General features: G+C 72.5%; 18 protein-coding genes. 10 read left to right on the plus strand and 8 right to left on the minus strand.

The genetic code is table 11. The features are described 5' to 3' along the window. Nucleotides 1-27: 27 nt before the first annotated feature. A complete protein-coding gene (locus tag AW27_RS30365; RefSeq protein WP_037921640.1) occupies nucleotides 28-1,338 on the minus strand; it encodes a GAF domain-containing protein in 1,311 nt (436 codons plus the stop codon). Between the two features lie 512 nt (nucleotides 1,339-1,850). Here AW27_RS30365 and AW27_RS30370 point away from each other — a divergent pair. Further along, nucleotides 1,851-2,033: a hypothetical protein gene (locus tag AW27_RS30370; RefSeq protein WP_037921642.1), complete on the plus strand. Its 183-nt coding sequence runs from the start codon at nucleotides 1,851-1,853 to the stop codon at nucleotides 2,031-2,033. A gap of 190 nt (nucleotides 2,034-2,223) precedes the next feature. Here AW27_RS30370 and AW27_RS30375 read toward each other — a convergent pair whose 3' ends face one another. Both AW27_RS30375 and AW27_RS30380 read right to left on the minus strand, forming a co-directional pair. Next, complete coding sequence (locus tag AW27_RS30375; RefSeq protein WP_037921644.1) at nucleotides 2,224-3,222, minus strand: polyprenyl synthetase family protein; 999 nt, start codon at nucleotides 3,220-3,222, stop codon at nucleotides 2,224-2,226. 502 nt (nucleotides 3,223-3,724) lie between these two features. Next, nucleotides 3,725-4,504, minus strand: coding sequence for a hypothetical protein (locus AW27_RS30380; RefSeq protein WP_037921646.1), 780 nt, complete (start codon nucleotides 4,502-4,504; stop codon nucleotides 3,725-3,727). A 132-nt stretch (nucleotides 4,505-4,636) separates the two neighbouring features. Between AW27_RS30380 and AW27_RS30385 the strand changes: the two genes are divergently transcribed. Continuing rightward, nucleotides 4,637-5,551 (plus strand): oxygenase MpaB family protein, encoded by a 915-nt coding sequence (locus AW27_RS30385; protein ID WP_037921647.1) that lies wholly within the window; start codon nucleotides 4,637-4,639, stop codon nucleotides 5,549-5,551. A 113-nt stretch (nucleotides 5,552-5,664) separates the two neighbouring features. Here AW27_RS30385 and AW27_RS30390 read toward each other — a convergent pair whose 3' ends face one another. Then, nucleotides 5,665-6,264, minus strand: a complete 600-nt coding sequence (locus tag AW27_RS30390) for a class I SAM-dependent methyltransferase (protein ID WP_037921650.1) — start codon at nucleotides 6,262-6,264, stop codon at nucleotides 5,665-5,667. Between the two features lie 176 nt (nucleotides 6,265-6,440). Here AW27_RS30390 and AW27_RS30395 point away from each other — a divergent pair, with 176 nt between their 5' ends. The 5 genes from AW27_RS30395 to AW27_RS30415 all read left to right on the plus strand — a co-directional run bounded on the left by AW27_RS30395 (nucleotide 6,441) and on the right by AW27_RS30415 (nucleotide 11,532). Continuing rightward, a complete protein-coding gene (locus tag AW27_RS30395; RefSeq protein ID WP_037922726.1) occupies nucleotides 6,441-7,220 on the plus strand; it encodes an MHYT domain-containing protein in 780 nt (259 codons plus the stop codon). A gap of 125 nt (nucleotides 7,221-7,345) precedes the next feature. Next, entirely contained in the window at nucleotides 7,346-10,009 is a 2,664-nt protein-coding gene (locus AW27_RS30400) for a sensor histidine kinase (RefSeq protein ID WP_078556440.1), read from the plus strand. After that, on the plus strand, nucleotides 10,009-10,452 hold the full coding sequence (locus tag AW27_RS30405; RefSeq protein WP_037921653.1) for a roadblock/LC7 domain-containing protein: 444 nt from the start codon (nucleotides 10,009-10,011) through the stop codon (nucleotides 10,450-10,452). The genes AW27_RS30400 and AW27_RS30405 overlap by 1 nt, the downstream gene beginning before the upstream one ends. A 16-nt stretch (nucleotides 10,453-10,468) precedes the next feature. After that, nucleotides 10,469-10,852, plus strand: a complete 384-nt coding sequence (locus AW27_RS30410) for a DUF742 domain-containing protein (RefSeq protein WP_037921656.1) — start codon at nucleotides 10,469-10,471, stop codon at nucleotides 10,850-10,852. Next, entirely contained in the window at nucleotides 10,852-11,532 is a 681-nt protein-coding gene (locus AW27_RS30415) for a GTP-binding protein (RefSeq protein WP_236647636.1), read from the plus strand. Before AW27_RS30410 ends, AW27_RS30415 begins: the two co-directional genes overlap by 1 nt. A gap of 23 nt (nucleotides 11,533-11,555) precedes the next feature. Here the strand turns inward: AW27_RS30415 and AW27_RS30420 are convergent, their stop codons facing one another. Continuing rightward, entirely contained in the window at nucleotides 11,556-11,993 is a 438-nt protein-coding gene (locus AW27_RS30420) for a PPOX class F420-dependent oxidoreductase (protein WP_037921659.1), read from the minus strand. Nucleotides 11,994-12,099: 106 nt separating this feature from the next. Here AW27_RS30420 and AW27_RS30425 point away from each other — a divergent pair, with 106 nt between their 5' ends. Further along, entirely contained in the window at nucleotides 12,100-12,498 is a 399-nt protein-coding gene (locus AW27_RS30425) for a roadblock/LC7 domain-containing protein (RefSeq protein WP_037921662.1), read from the plus strand. A 101-nt stretch (nucleotides 12,499-12,599) separates the two neighbouring features. Continuing rightward, the gene (locus AW27_RS30430; protein WP_052030541.1) at nucleotides 12,600-13,448 is read left to right on the plus strand and encodes a DUF6397 family protein; all 849 of its coding nucleotides are present in this window, start codon (nucleotides 12,600-12,602) and stop codon (nucleotides 13,446-13,448) included. Here the strand turns inward: AW27_RS30430 and AW27_RS30435 are convergent. Genes AW27_RS30435 through AW27_RS30445 form a run of 3 tightly spaced genes read right to left on the minus strand, consistent with a single transcriptional unit; the run spans nucleotide 13,412 to nucleotide 17,311 of the window. Further along, entirely contained in the window at nucleotides 13,412-13,813 is a 402-nt protein-coding gene (locus AW27_RS30435) for a YchJ family protein (RefSeq protein WP_037921665.1), read from the minus strand. The two genes, AW27_RS30430 and AW27_RS30435, sit on opposite strands and share 37 nt — an antisense overlap. 47 nt (nucleotides 13,814-13,860) lie before the next feature. Further along, complete coding sequence (locus tag AW27_RS30440; RefSeq protein WP_037921668.1) at nucleotides 13,861-14,736, minus strand: acyl-CoA thioesterase; 876 nt, start codon at nucleotides 14,734-14,736, stop codon at nucleotides 13,861-13,863. Nucleotides 14,737-14,788: 52 nt separating this feature from the next. Next, on the minus strand, nucleotides 14,789-17,311 hold the full coding sequence (locus AW27_RS30445; protein WP_037921670.1) for a DEAD/DEAH box helicase: 2,523 nt from the start codon (nucleotides 17,309-17,311) through the stop codon (nucleotides 14,789-14,791). A 142-nt stretch (nucleotides 17,312-17,453) separates the two neighbouring features. On the opposite strand from AW27_RS30445, the gene AW27_RS30450 reads away from it, so the two are divergent. After that, complete coding sequence (locus tag AW27_RS30450; protein WP_037921672.1) at nucleotides 17,454-18,245, plus strand: metal-dependent hydrolase; 792 nt, start codon at nucleotides 17,454-17,456, stop codon at nucleotides 18,243-18,245. Nucleotides 18,246-18,382 lie beyond the last annotated feature (137 nt).

Genomic DNA, 18,382 nt, shown 5'->3' on the forward strand with positions numbered 1-18,382 from the left:
CCGCCGTCGGACAGCGCTCGGGGGAGGCTAGGAGCGGGCGGGTTGCGGATACGTTGCACGGCGTCCGCGCCGGTCCGGCCGGGCGGCCAGCTCGCGGTCCAGGGAGCGGGCCCGGGCCAGCGCGGACGCCCTCCCTGCGGGCGGCAGCTCCGCCGCCAGCGCCCGCCACGCCTCCGGGTCCTCCGCGCCCCACGCGCTGCACACCCAGTCCGCCAGCAGCCCGGCGTCGGCCCGCGCGATGACGGCCGCCCGCGCCTGCTCCTCGATCCGCCGTCGCAGCCGGACCACCCCGGGAGCCGTAGAGGCCGGCAGCAGTGGACCCGGATAGCGGTGGAGGGCCGCGGAGACGGCACCGGTCGCCAACTGCCGTGTCAAGACGGTGAAGTCCGCGTCCAGCGGACCGGCCGCGCGGTAGGGCCGCGACAGCGGTGCCGAGGAGCCCAGCAGCGTGCGCAGCCGGGACATCTCGGCACGCAGCGTCACCGGTGACACCGACTCGTCCTCGTAGAGGGCGATCGCCAGTTCCTCACCGGACAGGCCCTCGGGGTGTTGCGCGAGCAGGGCCATGATCTCGCTGTGCCGACGGCCCAGTCGCAGCTGCCGGCCCCCGGTCACCAGCAGCGCCTCGTCCCGCCCGAGGGCCGTGAGCCGGTCCGGCGCGCCCGGCCGCCCCTCGTCGAGCAGGGCCAGCTGGGCCTCCGCCGCCCGGGCCACTGCACGTACGAACGCCAGGGAGTGCGGGTGCGCCAGGCCGTCGCCGCCGGTGATGTCCACCGCGCCCAGCAGTCCGCCCGTCCGAGGGTCCCGCACCGGCGCTGCCGCACAGGTCCACGGGTGCACCCGGCGGCTGAAGTGCTCCGCCCCGAAGACCTGCACGGCCTCGTCCAACGCCACCGCCGTGCCGGGCGCGTTGGTCCCCATCGTGCTCTCCGCCCAGCGTGTTCCGGGGACGAAGCCCAGGCCCTCAGCCCGACGCAGCGTGCCCGCCTCTCCCTCCACCCACAGCAGGCTGCCCCGCGCGTCGCACACCGCCAGCAGGTGCGCCCCGTGGGAGGCGAAGGCGCCCACGAGTTCCCGGAACAGCGGCATCACCCGGGCCAGCGGGTGCTCCTCCCGGTACGGACGCAGCTCCGCCTCCGCCAGCTCCACCCGCGGTGTGCACTCCGGGCTCAGCCGGGCCCGCGCACACCGCCGCCAGGATCGCGCGATGACCGACCGGACCGGGGCATCCACCCGGCCCTCCCGGGTGAACGCGTCGTGTGCCCGACGCAGTTCGCGCGAGCGGGCCGCCGGATCGGCCCCGTCCGGCAGCGCCACCGACGGTTTCCGGTCACCCATCTCACCCTCCTGTGGTGCCGCGGTACCCGGAGCGCCCCCATCGTCGTCCCGGCACCGTGCCCCGGCAAGCACTACGTCGGCCACGACGCGGGGCCGACTCCGGCCCGATCCCGTCCGGACCGGGCCGTACGGTCCGCGCAGGCTCCGGCCTGTTCGGGCGGACCGTGCTCCACCGGAGGCGGCCCGGCGAGCGCGGCTTCAGCCCGCCCGCATCGGCCTCCAACGCCGCTGAGGGGTCCGGCGGCGACCGGCCCGACGGGATCCACGGGGCCTGGGGTAGGTCCGGGAGTGGAGGCGGGGTGAGGTCGCCCCGGTCACCGAGGGGCTGGTGCCGGCCGGGGGAGAACGGTGCGCCGGGGGAGTGCGGGCCGGAGGGGGGTGGCCCACACGCGGCACATGCGCCTCACGGGGGTGGGGGTGGCCGCGGGCACCTCGACCCGGCACCCGGGAACGCGTGGTCCGGGCCGCGCGTTGAGGGGGTAGTGGTCGACGTCACAAGGAGGTGTCCGCAGATGTCCAACGGCGGAAAGGTCGCGGTTGCCGGAGTCGTGGCAGCCATCGTGTTGTTCTGGGCGGTGGGCTTCTGGGCGGGCCTGCTGGTTCTGATCGGGGTGCCGGCTGCGGCCTACCTCCTGTTGGATCCGTCCCAGAGGCGTCGGGTGCGCGGACTGTCCAGGAAGCAGATCGGCCGCTGACAGGGGACGTCTGACGCCTGACGTCAGGCGAGTGACACAGGCGCGCAGTGCGTGGCGTGCTCTGTGACGTGAGGGCCGATCGGTGGAAGCGCCGGGCTCCGGCCGGTGTACGGAGCCCGGACGGCGCGGCCGTGGTGCGGGGCCGGTGCGGCCGCGGGGCGGGCTTGCGGCGCCGGCCCGCCCACCCGGCTCAGGCCGCGCCGCTCACGAAGGCCGGCGTGAAATCCGCTTCGAGCAGCATCTGGGACGCGTGGTCCACGAGGTTGCGCAGGACCGACTGGTAGGTCTCGTCGCCGCCCAGTTCGTCCAGGATCCGGTAGGCCTCCGCGCGGAAGCAGTCGATCTCGGCACGGTAGCGGTCGAGGGCGGCGGGGGTCCGCAGGAGGCTCGCGAGTTCGAGCCTGGCCGGATGTGACCGGCTCGCGGCGGCGCACAGTCCCAGGATGTGATCCCGGGAGAGGGGTGAGGCGTCCTCGATGACGGAGGCGAGCAGGTAGGTCACCGTGCCGTTGAGAAGGTCCTCGTCGCGGCCGGACAGGATGTCCTCCTGGTCGTTGAAGAGCTGCCACAGGATTCCGAAGACGTATCCGAATTCACGCCACAGGGCGACCTTTTCACCCGTGGTGCCCGAGAATAAGGCGGCCATGGCCGTGATCATGCCGAACGGGGCGCCGGATTTGCCGCGGTACGTCTCCACTACTGACATGCGGGAGGCGCTGCGGATATCTCCGCGCATGTCGTCTAACTGGCCGTCGGCTCCTATGATCCAGCCGTCGAGAATCTCGCTTATCAGCGCGCCGCGCGTCGCCTCCGGGAGATCTTGCGCCAGGATGATCTGAACGGGCAGTGCGTTTCCGGTGATGACGGCGGCGAGCAGTGCTTCGTCCTCGGTGAGCTCGCCCGAGATGGACGCGCCGTCGGCGTCGGCCAGGTCGTCGAGATAGCAAGCCGAGGTCCACCACAGCAGGTGCACTGCGGACAGTGGCACCGCCGGCCCTGGGTTTCCCGTTTCTATGGCGTGCGTGAGCAGGGGGAGCACCGAAAGGGGATGTCTCAGTTTGCGCTGTTCGAGGAGCTTGGCCACGGATTTCCTGGTCGTCGCCGCGACGAGTCCGAGCCGGTCCAGAGCGGTTGCGATCTCCGCGTCGATGTCCTGTGCGACCTTCCGGTGTAGGTCCAGGTACGACATGCAATTCAAGAGTGGCCTCCATCGGGGAATGTGCGTGGGGGTGAGGTGCGCACCCTTCGAGCCGCGTGACTGGCCGATTCGATCATTCCGGAGGAGGGGGATCCAGAGCGATTTTCAGTCGCCGTGACCGGATTTCATTAGTTGACTCGTTAAACTACCGACGGTAATGGATATTTTTCGCCATTGTGTCGATCATTAATGGTCATTCATGAAGGTGGGCGCCCGATCTGGCTGTCGCGGCTCGCCACATGGCCCGAATTCGACTATTCGGGGAATCCGGGGACTCCGTTCGGGAGCCGGGTGGGTTGTCCACGGCGCCGAGTCCCCGGCGCACACCGAGGCCGCCCGCCCGCGCCACCCGGTACCGTGGGACGTCCGGCCGGCCGGGCCCGTTCCCGCCGCGATGCGGAAAGAGCACGACCAGCGCCCGGTCCGCCTGTCCGCACACCGCTACCCGGTCCGCCCACGTCCCCGGTCCGCCCCCGTCCCCGGTCCGCCCGGGTCACGCCGGGCGGACGGCCACGCGGTCGAGTGCAGCCAACAGGTCCGGCACGTCGATATCCCCCTCCCGGGGGACCATGAGCACCTCGCCCGGTTCCTCGTCCAGGAGGAGAAAGGCCGCCTCACCGGTGCGGGCCACCAGCGACCAGCCGGGCCCGTCCACCCGTAGCGTCCGGGCCCCCTCACCGGCGAAGGAGGACCGCACCCGGCCGGGCGGCGGTGGCATCCGCGTGTACTCCAGGGCCTCCTCCAGCGCACGTGCGAGCCCGGGGTGAGCCGCGGCCGCGGCCCCGCCGTCCGAGGCGACGCGCTCGCGCCAGTCGGCCCATTCCCTGGCGATCTGGTCCGCCCCCAGCCGCCGCTGCACCGGACCCCACGCCTCCGCCGACGGCGGCGCCAGCGGCACCCGCCCCGTACCGTCCGCCCCCTGCTCCGGATCGTGCGGCGCCGGGATCCCCGGCGCGGCCACCGACAACTCCACGGGCCAGCCCGCCAGCGAGACCACGATCGTCCGCTCGTCGGGCGACAGGTCGTACTCCATGCCGCAGTCCCACGAGGCGATGGCCGCGGCCACGAGCGAGACGTCGTCGACGACGACCGTCCAGCGCGCGCCGTCCTCGTCCTGGCCCAGCACCAGCCCGTACCCCTCCCGGTCGGGCGCCACGCCCAGCAGGGCACACGCCGCGGGGAAGTCGTCGCCCAGGAAGCCGGGGAACTGCGCGGGGGTCAGGAGTACGGCTGTCAGCACGTACAGCGAGCCGCCACCCTCGTCGTCGGACACCTGGCCTCCCTGCTCTCTCGTCGGCGCACCTTAACCAGCGGGTAACCCGCCCGTCGAGAGCCTGCGGGCCACGATTTCCAAGGTCGCGCGCTGCACGTAGAGTTGGGCACCCGCCACAGAAAGGGACTCGCGGTGCAGCGTTACGACCGGCTGAGGGAGATCCTCCGGCTCGACCCCGACGAGGACTTCCTCGCCATCTACCGGCTCACCGCCACCTACGAGTTCCCCTGGGACTTCACCCGTGCCCTGGAGCTCGCGCTGTTCCGGACGTACGCCGTGCCCGCCATCGGAGGCCTGCTCGCCGAGACCGCCGAGTTCACCGACCGTGCCCAGAAGCGCTACGACGACACCGCGCTGCTCCTCGACGCGGTCGTCGAGCACGGCTTCGACAACGACACCGCGCGCACGGCGATCCGCCGCGTCAACCAGATGCACCGCAGCTACGACATTTCCAACGACGACATGCGCTACGTGCTGTGCACGTTCGTGGTGATCCCGTCGCGCTGGCTGGATGCCTACGGCTGGCGCCCGATGACGCACCACGAGCGCCGGGCGAGCGCCAACTACTACGCCACCCTCGGCCGACACCTCGGTATCACCGACATCCCGGGCTCCTACGAGGAGTTCGAAACCACCCTGAACGCCTACGAAGCGGACCACTTCGGCTGGGACGAGGGCGGCCGCAGGGTCGCCGACGCCACCCTCGACCTGATGGCGTCCTGGTATCCGGCGCCGCTCGCACCCGCCATGCGCCGCGGGGGGATCGCCCTCCTCGACGACTCGCTCATCGACGCTTTCCGGTACGAGACCCCACACGCGGGTGTGCGGAAGCTGGTGCGGGGGGCGCTGCGGCTGCGGGGCCGCGCGGTCCGGCTGCTGCCGCCGCGCAGGGCCCCGCACTACGCCCGCCAGAACCCGGAGATCAAGGGCTACCGGGGTGGCTACGACGTGGGTGAGCTCGGCACGTTCCCGGTGCCCGGGTCGGGCGGCTGCCCCGTGCCGCATCCGCGCCGACCCACCGGAGCTGATGCCCAGCCCCCGGCCTGACCCCGGGCGCCCCCGGCGGTGGCCGGGTGCGCCGCCGCCGTAGGGGCATCGTGTCGCGGCGGACGGGCGGACGGGCGGACGGGCGGACGGGCGGGTGCGTGGCGGGGCCGGCGTCACGCCCGCCGCACGGCCAGCGCCAGGAAGCGGTGGTCCTCGTCTGCGTACGAGTCCAGGTCCCAGCCCGCGGCCGACAGGAGAGGGCGGAGGTTGTGCTCGGCCCGCAGGTCCTGCGGGGTCAGCCGGCGGCCCTGGCGCGCGGCGAGGGCCGCCCGCCCGATCGGGTGGAAGAGCGCGAGCCGGCCACCGGGGCGCACCACCCGAGACAGTTCGCGCAGATTCGCCTCGGGGTCGGGAAGGTGCGCGACGAGGCCCGCGGCGAACACCGCGTCGAGCGATCCGTCGCGCAGCGGCAGCCGGGCCACGTCGGCGAGCAGCAGCGCGCCCGCGTCCGCGCGTCCGGCCCGCACCGCCGCCGCCAGCATCTGCGGGGTCAGGTCCACGCCGAGCACGGTCCCGGCGCGGCCGACGGCGGCCCGGAGCGCGCCCAGGGCCCGGCCGGTGCCGCAGCCCGCGTCCAGCACGCGGTCCCCGGGCCGCAGCCCGCACTCGGTCACGGCGGCGGCGAAGGCGGGTCCGTCCTCCGGGAACTTGCGGTCCCAGCCGGCGGCCCGGGCCCCGAAGAACTCCTGCACGTGCGTGTGGTCCTCGCTCATGGGCACATGATCCCCCACCGCTGCACCGCCAGGTGTCGGCGGCCCGTACGCAAGGTGCACGCGGGGTGATCGAACGTGAACGTAGCTCTGTCATATTCCAGCACTTCCAGCTGCTTTCGAAATGCGCCCCCTGTTCGCGCCCTCACCCGGACTAGCGTCCGTTGGCCATGGGACACCTGGAACATCTGGACCATGCCGCCTTCGGCTGGCTGACACCCGTGCTGTCGTACGTGATGGCATCGATCGGCGCCGCCCTCGGGCTGCGCTGCACCGTCCGCGCGCTCGCCGCGACCGGGACCGTCCGCCGCAATTGGCTCCTCACCGCCGCCTCCGCCATCGCCACCGGCATCTGGACCATGCATTTCGTCGCGATGCTCGGTTTCGAGGTCACCGGCACGGAGATCCACTACAACGTGCCGCTCACCGTCCTGAGCCTGCTCGTCGCCCTGCTGGTCGTCGGCGCCGGCGTGTTCGCCGTCTGCTACGGCACGGCGCGCGGCCACTCCCTCGTACTGGGCGGCCTCACCACCGGGCTCGGTGTCGCCAGCATGCACTACCTGGGCATGGCGGCCCTGCGCCTGCACGGCGAGATCTCCTACGACCCGCTCCTGGTCTGCCTGTCCGTCGTCATCGCCGTGGTCGCGGCCACCGCCGCCCTCTGGGCCGCCCTCAAGATCAGCTCGCCGGTGGCCGTGGCCGCCGCCTCGCTCCTCATGGGCGCTGCGGTCAGCAGCATGCACTACACCGGGATGGCGGCCGTCTCGGTCAGCGTCAGCCCCTCCGACGAGGCCCTGCCCGGAGCCGACGCGATGCAGTTCGTCTTCCCGCTCGCCGTCGGACTGGGCTCCTACCTCTTCATCACCGCCGCCTTCGTCGCGCTCTCGCCCAGAGTCGGCGAGCGGGCCGCCACCGACTCGGCCCGGCACCCGGGGGAGCGGCCCGTGGCCGCGCACTGACCCCCGCCTCCGTGGGACCGCGCGCCGCGCCCGTCCCGCCGCCTGTCCCGCCGGTGATCCCACGGACCGGCGGTTCCCCCCACCGACCGACCGCACCCCTGGGCACCGCCCGGAACGAGGAGCCCATGCGAACACCCCGCAGAAGACCGGACGCAGCGGCGCCGCGGCTGCCAGCGCCCCCGGCACGGGGCCGTCGGGCCCACGCCGGGCCACCGGCAGAGGAACCAACGCAGGAACCGTCGCAGGAACCAGCGCAGGAACCGGTGCAGCAGCGACCGCGCCCGTCGGACGCCGCCCGCCCGCCCGGCTCCGGCGTCCCCCGGGAGCGCGGCCCCCGGCCGCGACTGCGCCCCGCCACCGTCCGCGCGAAGATCCTCTCCCTGTTGATGGTGCCGGTCGTCTCGCTCCTCGCGCTCTGGGCCTTCGCCACCGTCAACACCGCCCAGGACATGGCCCGGCTGGGGCGAGTCCAGCGGGTCGACTCCGAGATACGCGCCCCCGTCACCGCCGCCGTCACCGAGTTGCAGGCCGAACGGCGAGCAGCCGTCCGCCTCCTGGCCGATCCCGCGGCCGACGCGGGCACACTGGACCAGCAGGCCCGCCGCACCGACGGCGCCGTCCGCGCCCTACGGCTCGGAGACCGCCACACCGTCGCCGATTCCGGTGGCTACCGCCCCGACACGGTGGTCCGTCTGGGCGCGTTCGTGGTCGCGGCCGAGGCGCTGGAATCGGCCCGTAAGGACATCACCGACCGCCGCGCCACCCCCGAGGCCGCCTTCGCCATCTACACCCGGGTGGTCGACGCCGCCTTCGCCGTGGGCGGCTCCCTCTCCGGGGGCGAGAGCGCCGAGCTGGGTCCCGACGCGCGGGTCCTGCTCGAATTCGCCCGGGCCGCGGAACTCCTGTCCCGAGAGGACGCCCTCCTCGCCCTGCCGGGGCAGCGTAGCGCCGAAACGCTTCGGCAGCTGACCGGCGCCATCGAGTCCCGCCGCGCGCTCACTGAGGCCGCGACCCGCGACCTGCCGGCCGCCCAGCAGGACGCCTGGCGGTCCGTCGCCAAGAGCGCAGCCTACGCCGAACTGACCGGCGCCGAGGACCGGGCGCTCGCCGCCGGAACCTCCCGGGACGGCCGGGGTGCGCCCGCCGGATGGGAGACCGCCCACAGCGGCGTCAGCACCTCGATGCGGGAGATCGAGGAGGCCGCCCACACCGCGGCCGCGGACCGGGCCGACCCCGTCAGGGAGGGGGCCTTCAGCCCCGCGGGCGCCGCCGTGCTGCTCGGTCTGCTGGCTGTCGCGGCCTCGCTCGCCATCTCCGTCCGGATCGGCCGGGTCCTCGTCGTCGAACTGGTCTCCCTGCGCAACGCCGCCCTGGAGATCGCCCACCGCAAACTCCCCGAGGCGATGGATCGGCTGCGCGCCGGCGAGCACGTCGACGTGCCCGCCGAGGCCCCGGCCGGCCCGCCCGCCGACGACGAGATCACCCAGGTCGGCGAGGCACTGGGTACCGTACACCGGGCTGCGCTCAACGCCGCCGTCGAGCGGGCGGAGCTCGCCGGAGGGGTCTCCGGGGTCTTCGTCAACCTCGCCCGCCGCAGCCAGGTCCTCGTGCACAAACAGCTCATCCTGCTGGATTCGATGGAACGGCGCGCCGACGACCCGAGCGAGCTCGGCGACCTCTTCCGCCTCGACCACCTGACCACCAGGATGCGCCGCCACGCGGAGAGCCTGATCATCCTTTCGGGCGCCTCCCCGGGCCGGGCCTGGCGGATGCCGGTCCCCCTCACCAGCGTCGTCAGGGCCGCCGTCTCGGAGATCGAGGACTACCCGCGCGTCGAGGTGCACGGGCTCGCCGAGGCCGCGGTGGCCGGCGCGGCCGTCGCCGACCTCACCCACCTCCTCGCCGAACTCATCGAGAACGCGGCCCAGTTCTCTCCTCCGCACACCAAGGTCCGGGTCACCGGCGAACCGGTCGGCACCGGTTACGTCCTGGAGATCGAGGACCGCGGACTGGGCATGGGGCGCGCATCCCTGGCCGACGCCAACCGGCGCATCGAGCAGTCCGAGGGCCTCGACCTCTTCGACAGCGACCGGCTCGGCCTCTTCGTGGTCAGCCGGCTCTCGGCCCGCCACGACGTCAAGGTGCACCTGCGCACGTCGCCCTACGGCGGCACCACCGCCGTGGTGCTCCTGCCCACCTCCGTGCTCCAGAGCGCCACCTCCGCCTCCGCGACCTCCACCGCGACCGCGGTCGGCACCGACGACGCCGACGCGGCGGGCCCGCAGCCCGGCCACCGGGAGGATTCCCCGGGCGCCCGGGACCGCGCCGCGCCCCCGTCGCCCACACCGGCCGCGGAACAGGGCGCGCCCGTGCAGCAGCCCGCCGCGGTCACCGTCGTACGGGACCGTGCGCGAAGCGGCGTACGGGACGGCGTGCGCGGCATTCCGGCACGGGACGTGGCACCCGCGGCAGCGGCGGACGAACCGCGCCCGGCGCCGGTGGCGCCGCTGCGGCCGCGCGCCGCCGTCGGCACGGGCTTCCGTACGGAGGCCGCCGCATCCCCTTCCGCCTCCGTGGCGGAACTTCCGCGCCGGGTACGCCAGGCCAGCCTCGTCCCCCAGCTCCGCGAGGCGCCCGCGCCCGAGGAGCAGGCCGCCGGACGGCCGGCCGGGGACGCGCCGGGGCGCAGCCCACAGGAGGTCCGGGACCGGATGGCGGCCTACCGGGCGGGATGGCTGCGCGGCTCCGAGGAGAACTCCCCCCACGCAGGCAGCGAAGGAGAAGCGTGATGATCGAACACCAGAGGGTCGGCCACGACGGCATCCGCAGGTCGGGCGAGCTCGACTGGCTCCTGGACGACCTGGTGCACCGGGTCATCGAGGTCCGGCACGCCGTGGTGCTCTCCAACGACGGCCTGGCGGTGGGTGCCTCCAGTGCGCTCGGCCGGGAGGACGCCGAACACCTCGCGGCGGTGGCCTCCGGCTTCCACAGCCTGGCCAAGGGCGCGGGACGGCACTTCCAGGCCGGGGGTGTGCGCCAGACGTTGGTCGAGATGGACGAGGGTTTCCTCTTCGTCGCGGCGGCCGGGGACGGATCCTGCCTCGCCGTGCTCAGCGCCGCCGGCGCCGACATCGGCCTGATCGCCTACGAGATGGCTCGGCTGGTGAAGCGGGTCGGCGAACACCTCTGCGCTCCGCCCCGGTTCGCGGCGCGGCCGCCGGCCGCCGGCTGAGGGCGCGGTCCGGCACATGAACGGCCAGTGGTACGACGACGAAGCGGGCCCGCTCGTCCGCCCGTACGCCATGACCGGGGGGCGTACCAAGCCGGGACCGCACGGGGTCCGCTTCGACCTGATCGCCCTGGTCGCGGTGGAGCCGCAGAGTGGCGCGGACGAGGCGGCCGAGTCCCTGCTCGGCCCCGAACACCGGGCACTGCTGGGGCTGTGCCGGTCCGAGACCCAGTCGGTGGCGGAACTCGCCGCCGACGCCGACCTGCCCGTGGGAGTCGTTCGGGTGCTCCTCGGGGACCTGCTGGAGGGCGGGCACGTCAAGGTCAGCCGCCCGGTGCCGCCCGCCCAGCTTCCGGACGAGCGGATTCTGCGTGAAGTCATCGAGGGATTGAGAGCGCTTTGATGGGACACCACGACAATCTGACCACCGGATCCGGCGGACCTGCCGGCGACGGTCCGGACGCGGAGCCGGGGACGGTGGAGGAGGACGCCGAACTGGCCGCGCTCGCGCTGAAGATCCTCGTGGCGGGGGGATTCGGGGTGGGCAAGACCACGCTCGTCGGAGCGGTGAGCGAGATCCGGCCACTGCGCACCGAGGAACAGCTCAGCGAGGCCGGAGAAATGGTCGACGACACGGGCGGCGTCGAGCAGAAGACGAGCACGACCGTGGCGATGGACTTCGGGCGGATCACCATCCGGTCCGGTCTGTCCCTCTACCTGTTCGGCACTCCGGGGCAGGACCGGTTCTGGTTCCTGTGGGACGAGCTGTCCACGGGGGCGCTCGGCGCGGTGGTGCTCGCCGACACGCGGCGCCTGGAGGACTGCTTCCCGGCGGTCGACTACTTCGAGCACCGGCGCATCCCGTTCGTGGTCGCCGTCAACTGCTTCGCGGAGGCGCGGCGGTACGGGGCGCACGACGTGTCGCGCGCACTGGACCTGGAACAGGGGACGCCGGTGGTGCTGTGCGACGCACGGGACAGGGACTCGGGCAAGGAAGTGCTGATCCGGCTGGTCGAGTACGCCGGGCGGGTGCACACCGCCCGGCTGCTGGACTCGGTGGGGCCGCAGGCCGGTTCCGTGTGAGCAGGTCCTGCCACCGGGGTGGGTCAGTCGGCCACCCGGGCTTCGGCGATCACCTGGTCGATCGGGACACGGACCAGGAGCGAGCCGGGGACGCCGTTGCGGCGGCCGATCGCCTCGGCGTCCGCCTCGCCCATGTAGCGGGCGGCGATGCGGGTCGCCCAGGTGAGCACCTCGTCCCCGGCGTCGGCGTAGTCGCTGATCTCGGCGCGGCCCTGGAGGATGACGTAGGCGAAGGGCGGACGCTCGTCGTCCACGCAGAGCGCGACGCGGCCGTCCCTGGCCAGATTGCGTCCCTTGACGGTGTCCTTTCCTGTGTTGAAGACGAAGGAATCGCCGTCGAGTACGAACCAGACGGGGGCGACGTGCGGACTTCCGTCCTCGCGGACGGTGCAGAGCTTTCCGGTGCGGGCGGAATCGGAAACAAATGCCCGCCATTCCTCTTGAGTCATCTTCTTCGCCATGGGCACATCCTCCTTGCCGGAAAGGCACTGGTGGGGAAGGCTTGCCGCACGAGTACGCGGGGTGGGGCACGGCCGAGCGGGCCACGTCAACGGGGAGGGGCCGGGAATGGCACTGGACAAGCAACTGGACTGGCTGTTGGACGACCTGACACGCAGGGTCCCGCAGGTGCGGCACGCGGTGGTGCTGTCCAATGACGGCCTGGTGACGGCGGCGAGCGCGGGGCTGCCCAGGGAGGACGCGGAACACCTGGCGGCCGTCGCGGCCGGGCTGCAGAGCCTGGCGAAGGGGTCGGGACGGCACTTCAGGGCCGGCGAGGTCCGTCAGACGATGGTCGAGTACGACGACGGGGCGCTCTTCGTCATGGCGGCGGGCGCGGGCAGTTCCCTGTGTGTGCTGAGTGCGGCCGAGGCGGACATCGGCCAGGTCGCGTACGAGATGACGCTGCTGGTCAACCGGGTGGGTGAGCATCTGGGAGTGGCGGAGCGGCGCATCACCGGAGGCTGAGCCGGCGCCCCGCGGAGGTTGTCCACAGGCCTCACGAGATCCCGTCACAGCAAGTTACGATCCTCACGTAGAGTAGTCATTGCTCGTGGGGGAGGACCGTGATGACACAGATGGTGACCGCGCCGCCGCAGGATGGGGCCGCGCACCAGGGAGACAGGCCCAGAGGCCGGGCCGACGACGCCGCGGAGGCGCTGATGGGCAGTGCGCGGGCCGCCGGGGAACTGGGCCTGACCCGGGGTGAGCTGGCCAGGGCCGTCCAGCTGGGGATCGTACGGGCCGGGCCGCCGGCGGCCGGCGGTGCCGCGCGCTTCACGCGGGCGGAGCTGGCGCGGGTACGGGCCGTGGCCGCGGGCCCGTCGGACACCCTGCGCCGGCGGGTCGAGGCGGTGGCCGGGGCCCAAGCGGCGGCCGAGGTGCTCGGGGTCGGCCCGAGCCGGTTCACCCGGCTCGCGCGCTGCGGGCACCTCACGCCCGTCGGCTACCGGATCAACCGCTACCGCGCGGTCGTGTGGCTCTATCTCGCTTCGGAACTTAGGGAGTTCGCCGACGACCGGCCGGGGATGCTGCGCGGGACGGCATCCGCCGAGGACCGGGAACTGCTGGCGGCCAAGGGGGACCTGCGCCCGCGCACCTGGCGCGGGCGGCATGTGGGGCTCCTGCTGAGACGGACCACCGATCCATGGGCCCGCGCGGCGGTTCTGGCCCGCGTACTTCCCGAGGACGACCTGCGCGGAGCCGTGCCCGATCCGGCGGAACGGATCATCCTGGCCGCACTGGCCCCGCCTCCGCCGTACGGTCACCCACAGGTGCCCGCCGCCGCGGCGGTGGCGGAGGGGCTGCTGCGCGCCGGGCCGCCGGACGAGGTTCTCCGGTACCGAACCAGGCTGGAGGTCGCCCTGGCGGCGGCCCGGCTTCAGTCGAAGTCGACGGGGGACAGGGGGCCGACGTAGACCCAGGCCCCCGCCTCGCGGGCGAAGCTGCTGTGCTCGTGCAGCGAGCCGGTGTGGCGGCCCTCGCGGTAGTGCGCGCGGAACTCCACCGAGCCCTCCGTCTCGAACATCCCGCCGCGCTCGGTGGCGAGGATCTCCAGCCGCTCCCAGCGCTGCCCGGGATCGAGGTCGAGCACGGCCGGGCGCGTGGAGGGGTGCCAGGAGCGGAGCAGGTACGCGGTGTCACCGACGGCGAAGGCGCTGAAGCGGGAACGCATCAGCAGCTCGGCGGTGGGCGCCTGCCGTTGACCGGAGTGGAAGCGGCCGCAGCACTCCGCGTAGGCGGCGGGCAGCCCGCAGGGGCACGGCATGGCGGGAGTGGGCATGGGTCTGCTCAGTTCTTCGGTACGGGAAGGGACGGCCGGCCCGGAGGTCACGCCCGGGCGGGATGGGGGCGGAAGAGGCCCTCTTGGACCACGGAGACCAGCAGCCTGCCCTCCAGGTCGTAGATGCGGCCCCGGGCCAGGCCCCGGCCGCCGTGCGCGATGGGCGATTCCTGGTCGTAGAGGAACCACTCGTCCGCCCGGAAGGGCCGGTGGAACCACATGGCGTGATCGAGCGAGGCCATGTCGAAGCCGCGCATGCCCCAGAGGGGTTCCACGGGGATGCGCACGGCGTCGAGGAGGGTCATGTCACTGGCGTAGGTGAGGGCACAGGTGTGCACGAGCGGGTCGTCGCCCAGCGGGCCCACGGCGCGCATCCACACCGCGCTGCGCGGATCGGCACCCTTGAGCTCCTCCGGAGTCCAGCGGAGCCGGCTGACATAGCGGATGTCGAAGGGCTGGCGGCGGGCCATCCGCTCCAGCGCCTCCGGCAGCGCCCCGAGGTGCGCGCGGATCTCGTCCGCGACCTTGGGGAGCGTGTCGGGATGGGGACAGTGGTGGGGAGGCAGCTGGTGCTCGATGCCGCCCTCCTCCGGGTGATGGAAGGAGGCGGTGAGATTGAAGATCGTCTTGCCCTGCCGGACCGCGGTGACCCGCCGGGTGGTGAAGGACCGCCCGTCACGCACCCGCTCCACCTGGTACACGATCGGCACCCCGGGAATGCCGGGGCGCAGGAAGTACGCGTGCAGTGAGTGGACCGGGCGGTCGCTCTCCACGGTGCGGCCCGCGGCCACCAGGGCCTGGCCCGCGACCTGGCCGCCGAAGACCCGCTGGAGGGACTCCTGCGGGCTGGCGCCGCGGAAGATGTTGACCTCGATCTGCTCCAGATCGAGCAGATCGACCAGTCTCTCGGCGGGGTTCGTCATCAGAGGATCTCCACTGTCGGGTCCGGGCGGTCCGGCGGCGTGCCGGGACGCTTCACAGGGCGCCGAGCTCGCCGACCGAGGTCACCCGGACGACCGCCCGGCCCTCCTCGTCGGACGCGGCCAGGTCGACCTCGGCGCTGATGCCCCAGCCATGGTCGCCGTTGGGGTCGGCGAAGGTCTGGCGGACGCGCCACAGGCCGTGCGCGGGGTCCTCCTCGATCTGCAGCAGCTTGGGGCCCCGGGCGTCGGGGCCGGTACCGAGGTCGTCGTACTCGTCCCAGTACGCGTCCATGGCCTCGCCCCAGGCGTCGGCGTCCCAGCCCGACCCGGCGTCCAGCTCGCCCAGCGTGTCGACGTGGTCGAGGGCGGCCAGCTCGACGCGGCGGAACATGGCGTTGCGGACCAGGACGCGGAAGGCGCGCGCATTCGCGGTGACGGGCTTGACCTGATCGGCCTTCTCCTGAGCCTGTTCCGCCGTCTCCACCTCGGGGTTCGCCAGCTGCTCCCACTCGTCGAGCAGGCTCGAATCGACCTGGCGGACCAGCTCGCCCAACCAAGCGATCAGGTCCTCGAGGTCCTCGGACTTGAGGTCGTCGGGGATGGTGTGGTCCAGCGCCTTGAACGCGCTGGCCAGGTAGCGCAGCACGATGCCCTCGGTGCGGGCCAGTTCGTAGAAGGAGGTGAACTCGGTGAAGGTCATCGCACGTTCGTACATGTCGCGGATGATCGACTTCGGGGAGACGGGGTGGTCGCGCACCCACGGGTGGCTCTTGGAGTACACGTCGTAGGCGTGGGAGAGGAGTTCTTCCAGCGGCTTGGGATAGGTGACGTCCTGGAGCCGCTCCATCCGCTCCTCGTACTCGATCCCGTCGGCCTTCATCTGGCCGACCGCGATGCCGCGCTCCTTGTTCTGCTGGGCGGCCAGGATCTGGCGCGGGTCGTCCAGCGTGGACTCCACGACGGACACCATGTCCAGCGCGTAGGAGGGGGACTCCGGGTCCAGCAGGTCGAAGGAGGCCAGCGCGAAGGTGGACAGCGGCTGGTTGAGGGCGAAGTCCTGCTGGAGGTCGACGGTGAGCCGAATGGTGCGGCCCTCCGCGTCCGGGGTGTCGAGCTTCTCCACCACGCCGCCGTCCAGCAGCGAGCGGTAGATCGCGATGGCCCGGCGGATGTGCCGCAGCTGTGCCTTGCGCGGCTCGTGGTTGTCCTCGAGGAGGTGGCGCATCGCCTGGAAGGCGTCTCCGGGCCGGGCGATCACCGACAGGAGCATGATGTTGGTGACCTTGAAGCGCGAGGTCAGAGGCTCCGGATCGGCGGCGATGAGCTTTTCGAAGGTGGTGTCCGACCAGGCGACGAACCCCTCGGGCGCCTTCTTGCGGACCACCTTGCGGCGCTTCTTCGGGTCGTCGCCCGCCTTCGCGAGCGCCTTCTCGTTCTCGATGACGTGTTCGGGCGCCTGGGCGACCACGTAGCCCGCCGTGTCGAAGCCGGCCCGTCCGGCCCGTCCGGCGATCTGGTGGAACTCGCGGGCGCGCAGCGTGCGGACCCGGTTGCCGTCGTACTTGGTGAGCGCGGTGAACAGCACGGTGCGGATCGGGACGTTCACGCCGACGCCGAGCGTGTCCGTACCGCAGATGACCTTCAGCAGGCCGGCCTGCGCGAGCTTCTCCACCAGGCGCCGGTACTTGGGCAGCATGCCGGCGTGGTGCACGCCGATGCCGTGCCGCACGTAGCGCGAGAGGTTCTGGCCGAACTTCGTGGTGAAGCGGAAGTTCCCGATCAGCTCCTGGATCTTGTCCTTCTCCTCGCGGGTGCACATGTTGATGCTCATGAGCGACTGGGCCCGCTCGACCGCCTGGGCCTGAGTGAAGTGCACGATGTAGACGGGTGCCTGCCGGGTCTCCAGCAGCTCGGTGATCGTGTCGGTGATCGGGGTGGTGACGTAGTCGTACGACAGCGGCACCGGACGGGTCGCGGAGCGGACCACCGAGGTGGGCCGGCCCGTGCGCCGGGTCAGGTCGTCCTCGAAGCGCTTGACGTCGCCGAGGGTCGCCGACATCAGGACGAACTGCGCCTGCGGCAGCTCCAGCAGCGGGATCTGCCAGGCCCAGCCGCGATCGGGCTCGGCATAGAAGTGGAACTCGTCCATCACGACCTGGCCGATGTCGGCGTGCTTGCCGTCACGCAGGGCGATCGAGGCCAGCACCTCTGCGGTGCAGCAGATCACCGGGGCGTCTGCGTTGACCGAGGCGTCGCCGGTCAGCATGCCGACGTTCTCGGTGCCGAAGAGCTTGCACAGGTCGAAGAACTTCTCCGACACCAGCGCCTTGATCGGGGCGGTGTAGAAGGTCACCTTGTCCTGGGCCAGTGCGGTGAAGTGCGCACCGGCCGCGACCAGGCTCTTGCCGGATCCGGTCGGGGTGGACAGGATCACGTTCGCCCCGGAGACGACCTCGATCAGCGCCTCCTCCTGAGCCGGGTACAGGGTGATGCCCTGCTCCTCCGCCCACGAGGAGAAGGCCTCGAACAGGGCGTCGGGGTCGGCGGTCGGCGGGAGCTGATCAATGAGGGTCACGCCCCCATCTTGCCTGCCTTCCCGCCGGATCAGGGAACCGGAGGACAGAAGGAAGATCACCGACGGTACGCTGTGCCGTCGATGCGGCCCGAACGAACCGGTCAACAGGGCCCGACACACACCAGCGGGGCGGGGAACAACCATGATGGGTCCGGCGCACTCACTCTCCGGGGCGGCGGCCTGGCTGGGGGTGGGCGCGGCCACTGCGGCCGCCGGCCACCCCATGCCCTGGCCGGTCCTCGTCGTCGGCGCGCTGATCTGCGCCGGCGCCGCCCTCGCCCCGGATCTCGACCACAAGTCGGCCACGATCTCCCGCGCCTTCGGCCCGTTGTCCAAGGGCCTGTGCGAGGTGGTCGACAAGATCTCCTACGCCGTCTACAAAGCCACGCGCTCCACGAAGGACGCCCGCCGTTCCGGTGGCCACCGCACCCTGACGCACACCTGGCTGTGGGCGGTGCTGATCGGCGGCGGAGCCTCCGCGCTCGCCGTCACCGCCGATCGCTGGGGCGTGCTGGCGCTGCTCTTCGTGCACCTGGTGCTCGCGGTCGAGGGCCTCCTGTGGCGGGCCGCCCGGATGTCCAGCGACGTCTTGGTGTGGCTACTCGGCGCGACCAGCGCGTGGATCATGGCCGGGGTGCTCGACCAGCCCGGAAACGGTGCGAACTGGCTGTTCACCGAGCCGGGACAGGAGTACCTCTGGCTCGGCCTGCCCATCGTGCTCGGCGCCCTGGTCCACGACATCGGCGACGCTCTGACGGTCTCCGGCTGTCCGGTCCTGTGGCCGCTGCCGATCGCCGGGAAACGCTGGTACCCGATCGGCCCGCCGAAGGCGATGCGTTTCCGCGCCGGCAGCTGGGTGGAGCTGAAGGTCCTCATGCCCGTGTTCATCGTGCTGGGCGGCTTCGGAGGCGCCTCGGCCCTCGGCTTCATCTGAGGGCTCTCCCGCCCGTCCCCGGCGGGCTGCGGACTGCCGGACGACCCTTGTCCCGGACGTCGCGGGGTCGGTGGGCATGCTGGCCCACGGCGGCCCCGGGCACCAGGGGCGGAGCGATGCTCATCCCCCGGTGACCG

Origin of the sequence: Streptomyces sp. PCS3-D2, from assembly GCF_000612545.2 — a bacterium.
In the GTDB taxonomy this organism is placed as follows: domain Bacteria; phylum Actinomycetota; class Actinomycetes; order Streptomycetales; family Streptomycetaceae; genus Streptomyces.

Coding starts and splice junctions, on each gene's coding strand:
- AW27_RS30365 (WP_037921640.1), bottom strand. CDS start 1,338: ATGGGTGACCGGAAACCGTCGGTGGCGCTGCCGGACGGGGCCGATCCG.
- AW27_RS30370 (WP_037921642.1), top strand. CDS start 1,851: ATGTCCAACGGCGGAAAGGTCGCGGTTGCCGGAGTCGTGGCAGCCATC.
- AW27_RS30375 (WP_037921644.1), bottom strand. CDS start 3,222: ATGTCGTACCTGGACCTACACCGGAAGGTCGCACAGGACATCGACGCG.
- AW27_RS30390 (WP_037921650.1), bottom strand. CDS start 6,264: ATGAGCGAGGACCACACGCACGTGCAGGAGTTCTTCGGGGCCCGGGCC.
- AW27_RS30400 (WP_078556440.1), top strand. CDS start 7,346: ATGCGAACACCCCGCAGAAGACCGGACGCAGCGGCGCCGCGGCTGCCA.
- AW27_RS30405 (WP_037921653.1), top strand. CDS start 10,009: ATGATCGAACACCAGAGGGTCGGCCACGACGGCATCCGCAGGTCGGGC.
- AW27_RS30410 (WP_037921656.1), top strand. CDS start 10,469: ATGAACGGCCAGTGGTACGACGACGAAGCGGGCCCGCTCGTCCGCCCG.
- AW27_RS30415 (WP_236647636.1), top strand. CDS start 10,852: ATGGGACACCACGACAATCTGACCACCGGATCCGGCGGACCTGCCGGC.
- AW27_RS30420 (WP_037921659.1), bottom strand. CDS start 11,993: ATGGCGAAGAAGATGACTCAAGAGGAATGGCGGGCATTTGTTTCCGAT.
- AW27_RS30425 (WP_037921662.1), top strand. CDS start 12,100: ATGGCACTGGACAAGCAACTGGACTGGCTGTTGGACGACCTGACACGC.
- AW27_RS30430 (WP_052030541.1), top strand. CDS start 12,600: ATGACACAGATGGTGACCGCGCCGCCGCAGGATGGGGCCGCGCACCAG.
- AW27_RS30435 (WP_037921665.1), bottom strand. CDS start 13,813: ATGCCCACTCCCGCCATGCCGTGCCCCTGCGGGCTGCCCGCCGCCTAC.
- AW27_RS30440 (WP_037921668.1), bottom strand. CDS start 14,736: ATGACGAACCCCGCCGAGAGACTGGTCGATCTGCTCGATCTGGAGCAG.
- AW27_RS30450 (WP_037921672.1), top strand. CDS start 17,454: ATGATGGGTCCGGCGCACTCACTCTCCGGGGCGGCGGCCTGGCTGGGG.